Origin of the sequence: Legionella bozemanae (assembly GCF_900450575.1) — a bacterium.
In the GTDB taxonomy this organism is placed as follows: Bacteria; Pseudomonadota; Gammaproteobacteria; order Legionellales; family Legionellaceae; genus Legionella; species Legionella bozemanae.
In genome coordinates, this window is sequence record NZ_UGGY01000001.1 from 2,281,684 (window position 1) to 2,295,964 (window position 14,281).

A 14,281-nucleotide genomic window follows, 5' to 3' on the forward strand; every position below is an offset into this window, starting at 1 on the left:
CACCCAGGATCTGTCAAGTAAATTTTACACTTTTCCTAAAGAAGTTTATCTCATAATGAAAAAATACTGAGAAATAAGTTTTTAAACCATCTCTTTTATAAAAAATCAATGCCGGTGCTATTTCAAAGAAAAAATAAAAAAGAAATTACTGAGGCAATAAAGTCTTTAAAAAATGCTCATTATATGAATAATTTATTTACATATCGCATTGTATATATTCTTTTTTTTTCATTATAATACGGTTCACCATTAGCGAAATTAAGAATACATTCATTGCATTTTTGACGCTTAATCTCCTGTTAAGAATTACGATGTATTATCTTGATTTCTTTTGATTCTAGGAGTTTTGCTGTGCCCCAATACTCACAAAATAAATACCTTCAATCCTTACTAGAAAATCTAATTACTACATACGAAACTGAAATAAACTACACGCCCTTAGAAATTGAACTTGATCCACAACAGTTCTCTGAAAAAGATATTGATAGCCTATTACACTTTATTAACGACAATCGTAAACGTCTCTTTATTTTTAAAATTCCAGAAAGCCAGCAGACATCAAATCGACTCGCGTTACTTGCACGTCGGACCGTATTAGATAAGACAGCAGAAACCCTACTTAAAAGTACTTCCAACACACCGAAAATTAACCCATTAAAGTATGTGCTGAATTCTAAGTCACCTGCTGTTCGTGCACGCATTCAAATTCAAAGAAGTATTCTTTTACCTAAACCACCAAGCGTTCAAAAAAGCATTCATCTTGAACAGAGTGAACTTATAGGAAGCCCTGATCTCAATCTGGTTCCTATTGAATTACCTGATCTTCCTGAATTGCTCAAACAACTCAGGGCATTAGGCATTGAAAATCTACAAAAATCAGCCATCCCCATCATAAAAGAACATGGTTATGCCTTTAATGATGGTATTATCCCCAGTAATCTTCCTAAAGGATTCTATATTAACAAAGATAAAAAAGCGCTTTGTTATACTGATGCACCTAAAAGGCTCCCTTCTGCGTTGGCCCCAATACTCAAAAAATTAGAATCCTTAACATTACCTTCGCTTGAAGAAGCAACAACGATACTTCCTAATCTCTCTCGACAAACGCTTTCCCTCCTATTGGAAACTAAGTACTCATCCGATCAAAAAAATATATTGTTCAGCTTGTTACGCGCACATGAAAACGATGTTAAAACGTTCTTACTTCAATTGTACCGAGCAACAGAACCGGCTTTCTCGACACAACAGCATGACGAATTCATTATTCCATTGCTTTGCAAACAATATCTACTTGGAGGTGAATCACATACTGTTTTATTAGTGAGGCTGTTTCATGCCTGTTTGAATAAAAAAATTAATCTTGAGTTTCTCAAAAACCCTGAAGTACAAAATTCATTATTGAGCACTCGCGGAATTAAAAATCTTCAAAAATTAATCCAACTTCCAGCAGAACAAAGAGAATGGTGGAACAAACTGGTTGCTAACCATCTTAAATATGACAAAAACAGCTTTGATTTTAATACTTTTTTTGATGCCTATACGCAAGTTTTTCTTCCTCGAATTGCAGAAAAAAATCTGACTTTACCCAATCCGTGTCCGATTAACCATCAAGGACATTTGCTTATTACCTTAAATCGGGTGGTGGATGTTATAGAGCATGCTAAAAACCCACAAGAACAGTGCCTTTCTTTGACGGAACTCAATTGGGGGGCAACCGGCGTTCATTATGCCATGGTGCAAAAACCTGCTTCAGAGCAATTTAAGCAAGTTGCTTCATGTATGAAAATTGAAAATCCTGAAGACACCATTACCGATCCGGAGCTCATTTATCCACAAATCAACGACGAACACCTTGAGCTTAAGCCCTGGTTATTTCGATACATGGGACGGCATTGGAAGGCTGAGATCAGATTGCCCGACATCCAGGAGCAGCTTCTTGAAATAGAGAAACTCGTTTCTTGGTCCACAGTTCAAAAAAATCAACTCACGTTTATTTTAACGTGTGCTTTTACAGATAAGGCTGTTCTAAGTTCCGCACAATGGAAAGAAACTTTAAAAAGCTGCATTCATTCACTGCAAAAGTTGGATCCCAATGATCGAAGTGATTTACTGCAAGCATTTTCACGAGGCTTTAAATTCAAGCCCAACCCTTCATTTGCACAACTCAATGCATTAATGAATCAATGTATTGAGTTCAAAACTGCATTTCCCGATAAAAAATTTAAAGAAGATTTCATTGCTCCACTTGTTTCATGTATGGAAAATGAAGGATTTGAACTACTCAATACACTGCAAGAACGTATTCAAAAAACAGATCCTGCTCCTGAAGTAAACCAGTTTTCTCTGTCGGTTATTGCATCTTTTGCAGCGATACTAGAAAAAAATCGCCGAGCCTTAACTCCAGAAGTTATCAAATTACTCGCAAAACTTAATGAACCCAATGTAACTCAAGAGAATATTGATAATTTATTATTAGCAATTCAAAACGTACAAAATAAAAAAGGCGAAGTTTTTCTGCACGTCGTATTAAGTACTTTAAGCCAAATCAATCTCTCAAAATCACAAACATTACCTAAAATAGAACAAATCCAAGGGCTATTGGATAGGCTCGCAAATGGAGTAGAAATTATTCCTGATGAATGTAAAACTTTAGAAAAACAGGAAGCCTGGTTAAAGGCACTCATCATTGAAATGAACCCTTTCCCGGGCTGTGTACTTGGAAATGGTGATATTTCCAAGCTTGATGATTTAATAGTTGATGCTCTAGTTGATGCGATTAAAAAAAGAAGCGCGATCTTTGACATAAAAACATTAAAAAAAACACTGCAAAGACATCTGCAAAGTATCATTGTCCCAAAAGCATTGCGCGATCAACTGGATCAAGAATTGATGCCGCTTTTTGATGCAGTAGATGAATTAGTTACTCTATTACAGAAGCCTCATCCCCAATTTCCACAAGTCATTGAAAAACTTCGTTTTTTTGAGGAAAAAAAGCCTATATTGCTCAATGGAATGTATCGCCTCGTCGGGGAAACGAAAGGAGAATATATTTTAAGCTTTTTGCTCACTGGGAAAAGAAAAGAAACCGATCAAACTACAGGAAAAACTTTAGCTGCCCTTTTAGCTCCTGTCCATAACTTAATTGCCTCTCCAATGAAGGCTTTCTTTGAGAATCCTCAGAATAAACTCATTGTTAAAGACCTGGATTATAATACCTGTCTTTCCTGGATGGCAGCTTTTAATGAGACGCATTCTTTAACATTCTTTTTCAAAGAAGAACTGGTCCAGAAAAAAGTATTGCCTGCTTTGAGAAAGACATTATTACAGCTAAATACACAGGATCCTGAGTTTGACAAAAGCGTCCTTGACGATGCTGCAGTACTGGATGAAAACGCCCCTTCTGATCTAACGCTCCAAAACTATAAAGACAAAATTGAATCGATTGCAAATTATCTCAACTTGCTCATTGATCTTCATGACCGGCTTCCTCAGCAATTCAATAAAATCTACAAACAACTTAACACTGGAAATTTAGCTCGTCTAAGTTACAAACAAAAACAAATTTTAGTTAATCAGCTCATCAAAGAAAGCCCAGACAGACTGGATCTCTATTTAAAGCTGACAACCCAAGCTTTAGAGGAGCAACCCCATGCAGATAATGCTGCGATTGAACGAGCAGTCAAGGGTATAACTGAACTCTTTAAATTATCAGATCTTGAGTTAGATACGCAAATTATGTTTTTCAAAATGAGTATGGCTCATAATTTGAAAAGTACTACTTCTTTCCCGCTTGCTGCATTAAATGAATTCAAAAAATCGGAACTACTGCAACAGACCAAGTCATTAATTATTAAACAAATTATTCAAATTTTAGGATTACCAGATACAAATTCAGAGCACATTCAAGAAGTCATCCAAAATATTCAATCATTCTTAACTCACAATCCAGAACAAACTGAACTTTGCATTGCCTTACTCAATAAAGCCGTTCAGGATCATTCAAATCTGAATACCTATCCTCAAATTCTTCAGCAATTAGAGCAAATCAAACCTGAAAGCAGGATAAAAATTGCCGCAATTCTAACTGGATTAGCTAAAAATAAAAAAGACTCCACGGTAAATTTACGCGCTTTGCTGGAAGTCACTAAAGGTTTAGGAAGACGCTCTGCGGATGATGTCGCTCGGGTCTTTAAGTTATTTGCCACCTCACCCTACCCCAACGCACAAAGTCTTAACACTGCATTACGCGCGCATGACTCTGAAAAACTTCATGCTTATTGTTTAAGCTTTGACACAAATCCTTTTGCTAAAAATGGTGAAGAAAGGGACTTAGCTCAGCAATTTGCAACAGATCGGATAAAATATGCTTTAGAAAATTTGCGAGATTTATTGCATGAAACAGATTTCCCTCATGCGTTGCAAATGAAACTAGCACGCCAATTAACTTTTATTGAAACATTGGGTTACACTGACCCATTAAAACCTGGAGATTTTACAGGTTTAAAAAATCTAACTACCTCCTCACGTCAGGATTTAAAAGAAAATGCGAGCATATTGCTGCAACAACTGCGCTCAAAATCTAGTCCTGAACAAAGAGAAGTAACCCATCTGAAGCTTTTAGCTTATTTAAGAGAAATCTACTTTCGAACTACAGGTTTATTTCCGAATACCACACAAATGCTCATCCTGTTGCTTGCATTAGAAGATCCGTCATCTAATTTATTAATGCGTATCAAAACTGGGGAAGGAAAAAGTCTTAATACGCCAATGCTTTCTGTTCTGCAGTGGGCGCAAGGCGGCACTGTTGTTCAATGGACCGCCAATTCAACTTTGTTGACTCGGGATTATGAGAACAATTGTGAACCTTTTTTTAATTTTTTGGGAATTCCATCTGCACTCATTCAAGGTAATACCCCTACTGAAGCATTTCAACCTAATGGAATCAACTGCTCCACCGTTGAAGATATGGCCAGTTTCCATTTAGCTGCTAAAATAGCCAAAAAAGAAAAATTACTTGCAACGAATGGTCCTGTGCATATTGTTTTAGATGAATCTGATGATGCACTTTTAGATCAATTAACACTTTATAAATTAGTTGCAGAAGCCGAATCCACTCATGCTGACAACCCTGCTCAATGGATTTATCCTCTAGCCTACCAATTCATCAATTTACCAGCATTCCGTAATAATGACCCAGCACGCGGGAAGGTGTGGGATGAAGATGAGGATCTGGAGGAATTCCGATTGTTTCTCAACAAACAAATTAACGAGCAATTTAACGGCGATATTGAAAAACTAAATCATTTAATGGCTTCAAGTAACACACAATTGAAACAATGGATACATGCCAGCTGTATTGCCGCAACTCTTTCTGAAAATAAGCATTTCATAATGCAACCTATCAAGGAAAAGGATGAAGCAGGTCAAGAAATTACTAAAAAAATTGCCTGCGTCCCTCTAATTCGCAGTACTCCTAAAGCAGGTTCAATTTTCACTGAAGAAGTACAACAAGCGTTACAGGCCCGGCTAAAAGCTGAATCTAAAGATCAAGCCCAGTATATTGTTATTGATCCTGTTCCTTCAGTACTTGCCAGCCAATCTGCGCAAGGACTAATTAAATTTTTCCAAAAGACCTTAGGGCGTTTGCTTGGAATTTCAGCAACCCCGGGAGATAAACAGGAGCTGGAAAGTTTAGATACATCACTGGGAACTCAAGCGCTCAGTATAGCGCCTCATGCTGGAGACAAACGCATCGATCATGATCCGATTTTTACTTTAAATCGCGAACAAACCATCAAAGCAATACATGAGACATTTGCCAAAATCAAATGTCCTGTAACACCAACCATGATGAAGATTGATCCTACTGAAGATATCCAAACCAACGATGAATATGAACGTTTAATTACTGAAAGAAAAAATGCCATTGAAGAATGGAGTCGTACTCAAACTCAACCTATCCTTATTATTAATGAAGATTTTGATGAAGCACAAGCAATCGGAAAAAGTTTAGAAATCTATAAAAAACAAGGACTTATAATTCAGACTATTACCGGAAAGGAAACCCCTGGGGAACTGGATAAGATCATTAAGCAAGCAGGTCAAGTCAATACCATAACTGTAGGTACAGCAATGCTTGCAAAAGGAATAGACATCAAGACAGATCATCCTAAAGGTTTATTTGTAATACAAACTTATCTTGATACAGTGAGAATGACCACCCAGATTCCCGGTCGTACTGCTCGTAATGGAAAACCCGGTGAATGGTTACCAATTTATCAAGTAAAACCACCTGAAGATTTACTCAATAAGTTTTTTTATTATGTTTTTCCTTGGACTCGGCAACGTATTAATGAACATACAGTCGAAGTATTAAGAGAGAAAATCCAATTACAGGAAACAGTTGATAGAATATATACTCAGAGCATCGATGAAGTACAGCAAGTCTTGATGCAACAAATTGAAGCATGGGAAAGCTTACTCCTTGAACTCTATCCTGATGATCCTCAAATACAATTCGAGTTCTATCAATGGCGTGAAATGCTTTTGAGTGAACTGACTCGCTCACAAGATCCAAATGTATCGCAAACTTCTCTTAATGAAAGTATCGCCCAGTTTAAAAAATCTACCTGCAAACTTTGGGAGTCTGCTCGAGAGGAAAAATGGGCTACTAAGGCAGAAAAAGCAACTCATATAAGCCATGAGCAATCCCTAAGGCTTAAGTACTTAAAACAATTGGACTTCGTTCAAGAATTAAATATTCAAGTAAAGCTGCAACAAAAAAGCAAACCATTTACCGCTGGAATAAAAGCATTAATGCACCAAAATCTTGAAACAGTGATTGCTGATAAAGCAGGTGCAGTTCTAGAATATGCCAAGCCCACAGGCCAAGAAAAAAGTGATTTAGAATTAGCGCAAAGCAAACAAATTTTACCTCATTTGATTGGAGATTTTTGCGTTGTTTATCCAGATGCTATAAACATATTTTTTCCTAAAAATACATCACAAAATCCCTCCTTTATCCCTGAAATAGTTAGAACAGTAATTAATAAGTTAATCGAACAAAAAAACAAGGTATTGCACCGCAAAGAAAAACAAGAAGTTACTGAAAGTATCATTCAATTTTATCAAAAAAAATTAATGAAAGCCGATGGTAAAGAAATTGAGGAATTATTAGCCCAGATCAGTCCCTTGCTTATAGAGTACTGTGCTGATTTAACGAAATTTCCGCTCGTTGAACAATTTAAAATTCAAGGCTTAGTTCTTACTTTTTCAACCCTTTATCGAAATTTAAGCTTACCCGAAAATCCAAGCTTAAGTAGCTTGCAAAAGACATATAACGAAGAAATTATGAAGAAACTGGCCCAACATTTACTTAATGAATTTGCTTGGGTACATGAAAATCCAGTTCCCTTTCATGCTCTCGTTGAACGAACTGTAGCCAAAAAAGCTGCTTTGAATATTTATACCTTGGCTGAGGATTTAATTAACTCACCTCAGGACAAAGACAAAATTCAGAAACTCTATGCTGCCCTTCAACAACACAGAGTCATTTTAAAAGATAAATATCTGTTTTCAATAAGGCACTTATCCCCTCGAAATGTGATTAATGATGCGTTAGATGCCATTGATTCATTAAATAATGCGCCCTATTGTGATCTTGACTTTAGGCAAAAATGTCATGATAAGGCAGTTTCAGAACACCAAATTGCTGCATGCCGTAGATTGGTGACAAATACCTCGCCTTATTTTTTCAATACTTATGATCCGACTTGGGAGCATATGAAAAAAACACTACTTGAAATAAGCCATCAAAGCGAAAACAATCCATGCCATATTGTGCAGGAGTTATATGAAGCAACCGTACGTTTTAGCTCGTATAAAGCATATCATCCCTATTTAAGCCAACTTAATGCTTTAAAAAAACAACTTTTACACTCTCTCGAGGAATTGGATAAAGCCGATGGACTTACTCAAGACATTCAAGAAAGTCTATTTGCGCAAAAACAGACCCAATTGGCTACCTTATTAAAAATAAATCCAAAGCAGGTACGTATTCAAAGTGGTAGTGATGGCATGCAATCCTATATAGAACTACAAGTTGAGGATGCACCGTTGCAAGAAGGATTTACTGGATATCAATCCTCTTTCCTAACCCGAGTAGAAGCAGAACGAAGTGATCTCAGAAAAATTCGAGCAGCTCTTGAGGAAAATAAAGATGCTCTTCTTAAGTTAGCTAATGCTGAAGTAATTGAAATACTGCCCGCGCGAAAACGCCCCGCATTTGAGAAATTATTTAGATTAAAAGAACTTTTAACTCTTGATTGGAGTAGTTTAGATATTGATCGCAGTGAGTTACCTGATTTAATGAGACAAAAATTGGAATATGTGGACGAACTGAAGCGTTGGAATTGGAAACTAAACCCTGTAGATCAAAGTCGACTCAACACAATTTTAGGTAAAGAAGCTGATATAGGTATTATCGTTTCTATTAATGAACAATCAAAAATCCAAAGCGATCTTGATAAAATTAAAGCAAGGATACAGGATGCTAATGAACAAATTCGTCTCAAACAAGAAGAAATATTAGACACTGAAAAAATCATTACTGCAGCAGACAAACGTATGAAAGAAAATGATTGTAGCTATATGGAGGGCATTAAGTTAAGAGGTATAACTTATCTCCGACAAAGAGAAATCCATTCCTTTCAAAATCAACTTGCAGAACTTAGAGAAAATTTATCTTTTATTCAAGAAGAAGAAAGTGAGTGTATGGATGCATTAAATGACCATAATGCCGGGTTAGATAGAAAAAGAACTGAACTTATAGCAAAACTTCTAATCCAAATCAAACAAGATCTTGCATCTTATCTTGATGAAGCATCCAAACAATGCGTTGCAGGAATAGAGAAAGAACTTTTGGAAACGGCTCCGATTATTGAGAAAATTGAAAAAGAAGAGCGCCAAAAAACACGTTATCAAACACGACGATTCTTCAAAACAAGCGAACTGTTATGTTATGAAGCGAGCTTAATTGGTGAAGAAGCAGCGATCTCAGAAAAAAGAGATGTGGCTGCGCCCTCTGTCGTGCATGATGAACATGAAGTTCAAGGCACAGGAATTTTAGTCTATTAGGATCAAAGCTCAATAAGAACTGTGACATGTTGTGCGTACGAATAATGACTTTCCCGGGTGCAGCAAAGCGAAACCCGGGATACATTGTTAAAAAGTCCCCATGTAATCGGCTTTGCCAATATCCACTCCTAAACTTCTTAAGATGTCATAGGCAGTAGTAATATGAAAGAAAAATTGCGGTAACCCGTAATGTAAGAGATAAGTTTGTCCAATAAGTTTTCGCTCATTTGGAGTACCTGGACGAAGAATAATCTCATTTTCTTCACTACCGTTAACATCTTCTGGAAGAATCTTAGAAAGAAAGAATAGCGTTTTTTCAATACGGCCACGCAGTTCAAAAAAAGTTTTTTCATTATCTTCATAAACTGGGACTTCCATACCTGCCAAACGAGCAGACACACTTTTAGCAAAATCAGTTGCAATCTGTACCTGGCGTGTGAAATGAAACATATTCGGAAAAAGGCTTGCTTGCAGGAACGTATCGGGATTCATTTTATTATGATCAATATGAGCCTGCGTTTTTTCTAAAATTGCATTAAGTGAGGTAAGCATTTGTTTAAAAACTGGTATTGAAGCCGCATACATTGAAATTTTTTGTTTCATTCTTTTTTCCTTGTTAATATTAAACAATCTATTTCGAATCATGAATAAAAAAATATGATCCAAAAAACTCTAATTATTACAGGCATTATTTTACTAATAATTGGTATATTTTGGCCGTTTATAAAAAAAATCGGCTTGGGTAAATTGCCGGGTGATATCATAATCCAGAAAAACAACTTTACTTTTTATTTCCCTATCACTACATGCATCCTAATTAGCCTCATCATTATGCTCATTTTTTGGTTTTTCAATAAGTAACTGTTTGTTTAAAACCATTGACAACAATTTAATAATGATGATAAAAAAATCTCACCCAAACTGATTAGGCATAATAATGATTAAATTTTACACTTTTCTTTTGATGGGTTTAATTGCTGGAGCGAGTTTTGCAAAACCGTGCACCAGTATACATAGAAGTTGTTTAAAACTCAAAAATCAACACTCTCTATCTGCTAAAATTGAGTGTAATTGGCTGAATGAAGTCACTTCTTCAGGTCACTCACAGGGCTCTACCCAATTGGATTTAGGTTATGGTGACGGCCTTGGAGCTCCAGAACCGCGACAAGTTTCTTGCAAGTTAACGACGGGACAGACTAAACAAGTTTTTGAATTCCATAATCCTTATTGGGGCTCATTAATCGAATTTAATCTAGTCTCTGAAAAACAGCTTGAAGTACATATCACGGATGGGTGGAGTCCCAGGGAAACACGATATACTTTTAGCTGGTAATTGTAATAGTAACGTAGCTTGGGTGCAGCGCAGCGTAACCCGGGGCCTGGGATATAAGTAAACATCTCAACCCGGGTTACGCTGCGCTGCACCCAGACTACAAACCCCCAGTGGATCCTGACGATAAAATGTAACGAGTAAATCATAAATTTCAGAATAATAATTTCTGATTATTTCAGGTTTTTCAAAAAATAATTCAGAAAATACAGCAAAAAATTCAGCTGGAGATGTAATCGCATAAGGATCGATTGGAATAGAATCATCTCGTTGAATACGGCTTACCAAATCATTATAGCCCCTATTAAAAACCTCAGTCCAATGCTGCGCAGACATTCCTTTATGAAGAGGAGGAAACCCATTCGCCCCGCCGTTTTGCATATCCAATTTATGAGCAAACTCATGAATTACCACATTTCGCCCATTCATTCCACCATGATGTAATGCATCGTCCCAAGAGATAATAACTGGCCCGCGTTGCCATGATTCTCCGCTTAAATGCGATCTTTCCAAATGTTCTATCCCAAATTCGTCGATTACCTTGTTCTCATGGGAGTATGCTCCCGGATATACTACGACTGACACCCAACCGTCATACCAATCCAATCCAAGATTCAGAATAGGAAGACATGCCTGCAAAGCGATATTTAATTGCATAGCCACTGTTATTTGCAGCCCGCCAACTCCTTCCAACGATTTGTAATAAAGAAATAAAATAGCTAATCGCTTAAGCCTTATTTTTTCTTGCTCATTCAAGCGGTGCAGCAAAGGTAAACTTTGAAATGCGTCAATCCATTCTTCATCCGTTACAAGGGAATGGCGTACAATGCGTTCATACCGCCACTCCTTTAACCAGTAAAACATGACTATGACCTTAGACTAAAAGAATAAAACTAAATTAACATCCTGTATCCATCTTCTCCAACTTCATGTTCCGCTACGTGGTCAAGATTTAATTCTTTAGCTTGACTATTAAAATGAGCCGAATCATTTCTACCCAAAACATAAGCGGTTAAATCAGAGTATTCAATGAATTTGCCCTTAAATTGTATTAACTCTTGAATTGCACAAAACTCAGGTTGATTTAATGCCTTAACTAAAGCTAAACCAGAAGTTGTCGTACCATAAAAACTATAGCTGTATCGGTCACGTTGTAACACGATTGTCAAAATATCCCTGAGTATAAAACTCAATTGTTCTTCACTAAAAGATACATCTTTGTCCAAACCTTTTTTAATATTAGTCAATAATATTCCCTTTCTGCCCCGCTTGCTTGTATCCGTCATTTTATCTTCGATAACGTTAACCAAATTCAATAAAACTTCTTTTGTTAAGGGAATTTTTTTCTTTTCAAAATAAGTTCGTTCTGGTTCTACTTTTAAGCATAGTTCTTCGGGATCCTGAGACTCCATGTCAATAAGTTCACGATGCGTTTTATTAAGATATTTTGCTGAATTCTTAACTGTAATCTTAGAATTATCTTGAGAATGTAATTTTCTATTTTTTGGAATAATATTCCTAATAATTCCAGCGAGAATACTTGTCCATTTCTCTCGTTCTCGCTCAAACTCTCTGATAATCTCAGTTTGCGCAATGTTCTCTCCCACCTCTGTCAAACTTCCTACTCGACTCAAGAACTGATACATAATTGCTCTGCTCAGCTTTCTGATCACGGGGATTACATCAACGCCATAGTAGTTTATTTGGGCTGTATCCTGCTCTTTATCAAGATCTTGAAAAGCTTTTAAATGCGCTCCTAAAATAACCTCTTCTCTAACTTGACAATGTTTTGGATAAGTCGGCCTTATGGGGATGTGGAAATTAGCAAGAATCTGATCCAACCGTTCTCCTGTGTCATCACCGACTTCGAGATAAGGATAGAGCGTCTCAACGTAATTTAAATTTTTAGAGTGCGACAAATCAAGAGTGCGATTAGTCAATGTATATTTGAAAAAATCCAATAAGGGAACATAAAATAAATTACCAGGTACAGGATCCAAAAGAAGTAAATTCGTTTCCAAATGAAATCGGTCAATATGAGCTAATTTAATCGCCGCTAAAATTGCAGCAATTCCACCCCGGCTTAAACCAATCCCATTTAACTTTACTTTATACCCGTCTTGAATTAGCTTTTTGACTACTGCTACAACTTGATCACTTTGTTCTTCTACGCCCGCCCCGAATAAAAGTCCTTTTACACCATAGTCAACACCACATCCATTAAAACCCATTTTAAAATGGGTGGCATCTGGATGTTGGCTAATCTCCTTAGCAGAACTAATGCGTATCCCATCACAATCTTCCTGCAATACTCGATGCAAATGGGTTTGGCGCTCTTCAATACTGTAGATTGTTCCTTCAAATATAGCGGTTAGAGTGATCTCTTTCATTGAGTAAACCTTTTTATAAAACAGCAGTGACGCAGGGTTTGGGTATTCTAACAACATCACCTGGGATGAGCAATTAACAAACAAATTAATATCTTTTTTTAACTCAAACAGGATCTGTTTAGCCTTTTTTTATCGCCCGGTTGTTTTAATTTTATAAGTTTGTTTTAATTGGACTTGTATTTTAAATGACAACTATGACAAAAATACAACCTCTTACTTAATCCAAGCGAAATTCATAAACGTTAAAACCAAATGGAAACCAAAATTTTTTTACAATGAATAAATCACTAACTACTCTGATGAGCAAATTAAACAAACAGCTTAACGAGCTTAATTTGAATTTAGATGCAACGCTGCATAAAAAGCAAGAATTCGCACAGCAAATTCAACAGATAGAAGAACTAATCAATCAAACCAGCTCGAGCTCCCTTACCATCAATCCAACAATTGAGATTAATAGACTTAACGTCATGACACAGCAACAAGAAAGAAAAGATGCAATCACTTTGGATCTTAAAAATTACCAAGAAATAGAAAATAAATTAAAAGAAAAAATCAAGCGCGTAACAATGGAATTGAACATGTTAATGCATTATTTAGAACGAGAAGAAACCAATCAGAAAAAAGATCTCTGGATTTCACCTTAATTTAATTCAAGAAAATAAACGCCAATGTTCGATGAATAATGGAATAGTAAACGTTTTATTTAACTAAATGCATCGAACAACACACTCTTCCTCATTCATCTCAATATCTATTTCCCCGTCCAATGTCTCAGCATCCTTAGAAACAGCTGTACCTGCAGCAACTAAAGTGGCGCCAGAACGAGTAACCACAGAGAGCACGCTGTGAGGGAAACTAATAATCGCCAATAAAGCACTAATTGCAGCGGTTAAAAGAACTATACCGGAATAATACAATGCAGAACCAGCAAATTGTAACGCATCATCTCGAAGTTCTGGGGCACTAAATAATGCACTCCCAGCAGCAACAAGCAAAGCTCCAATACAAAAAACACCCGAAACAACTACAGCAAATGCAGAAAATCCCGAGGTAACAATGCCCGCTAAAGGATATACACCTGGAGCAATTAACTCGCCTATAAATTCATAGCCATCTTGATATGGAGTGAAAAAACCTGGACGTTTCTTGTAAGTTTGGATTGCTCTACGGGTGATTTCTTCGAAAGTTCGTCCATCAAAAATGTAATTTAATTCTTTTTCGCCAATCAAATAAAGCATACACTTACTCCATCAATTTTGCATATAAAAGCGGGCCATCACGTTTTATTTTTACTCATATTAAAGAGAGGAGTAATTGGTGTCAATTAATTTGAACGAATAGACCAACCGAATCTTTAACGCTCCTTGAGCGCTGAAAAACTCTGCTTTTTCTCATGAAATATTAAAAATAAATACTCCAAATA

8 protein-coding genes are annotated in these 14,281 nt (G+C 36.5%); 4 read left to right on the forward strand and 4 right to left on the reverse strand.

Translation table 11 applies throughout. The annotated features are described in order from the left end of the window. Window positions 1-351 precede the first annotated feature (351 nt). Window positions 352-9,135, forward strand: a complete 8,784-nt coding sequence (locus DY223_RS10030) for a hypothetical protein (RefSeq protein ID WP_082642418.1) — start codon at window positions 352-354, stop codon at window positions 9,133-9,135. A gap of 87 nt (window positions 9,136-9,222) precedes the next feature. Here DY223_RS10030 and DY223_RS10035 read toward each other — a convergent pair whose 3' ends face one another. Continuing rightward, window positions 9,223-9,738: a DUF1993 domain-containing protein gene (locus DY223_RS10035; RefSeq protein ID WP_058458864.1), complete on the reverse strand. Its 516-nt coding sequence runs from the start codon at window positions 9,736-9,738 to the stop codon at window positions 9,223-9,225. 54 nt (window positions 9,739-9,792) lie between these two features. On the opposite strand from DY223_RS10035, the gene DY223_RS10040 reads away from it, so the two are divergent. Both DY223_RS10040 and DY223_RS10045 read left to right on the forward strand, forming a co-directional pair. Beyond that, entirely contained in the window at window positions 9,793-9,996 is a 204-nt protein-coding gene (locus tag DY223_RS10040) for a DUF2905 domain-containing protein (protein WP_174223907.1), read from the forward strand. A 76-nt stretch (window positions 9,997-10,072) separates the two neighbouring features. Next, on the forward strand, window positions 10,073-10,468 hold the full coding sequence (locus tag DY223_RS10045; protein ID WP_058458865.1) for a hypothetical protein: 396 nt from the start codon (window positions 10,073-10,075) through the stop codon (window positions 10,466-10,468). Window positions 10,469-10,534: 66 nt separating this feature from the next. Here DY223_RS10045 and DY223_RS10050 read toward each other — a convergent pair whose 3' ends face one another. Both DY223_RS10050 and DY223_RS10055 read right to left on the reverse strand, forming a co-directional pair. Beyond that, entirely contained in the window at window positions 10,535-11,329 is a 795-nt protein-coding gene (locus tag DY223_RS10050; protein WP_058458866.1) for a M90 family metallopeptidase, read from the reverse strand. A gap of 29 nt (window positions 11,330-11,358) precedes the next feature. Further along, complete coding sequence (locus DY223_RS10055) at window positions 11,359-12,855, reverse strand: hypothetical protein (protein WP_058458867.1); 1,497 nt, start codon at window positions 12,853-12,855, stop codon at window positions 11,359-11,361. Between the two features lie 275 nt (window positions 12,856-13,130). Here DY223_RS10055 and DY223_RS10060 point away from each other — a divergent pair, with 275 nt between their 5' ends. Further along, the gene (locus DY223_RS10060) at window positions 13,131-13,502 is read left to right on the forward strand and encodes a hypothetical protein (protein WP_058458868.1); all 372 of its coding nucleotides are present in this window, start codon (window positions 13,131-13,133) and stop codon (window positions 13,500-13,502) included. Between the two features lie 63 nt (window positions 13,503-13,565). Here the strand turns inward: DY223_RS10060 and DY223_RS10065 are convergent, their stop codons facing one another. Next, window positions 13,566-14,096 (reverse strand): hypothetical protein, encoded by a 531-nt coding sequence (locus tag DY223_RS10065; RefSeq protein ID WP_058458869.1) that lies wholly within the window; start codon window positions 14,094-14,096, stop codon window positions 13,566-13,568. Between the last annotated feature and the right edge of the window lie 185 nt (window positions 14,097-14,281).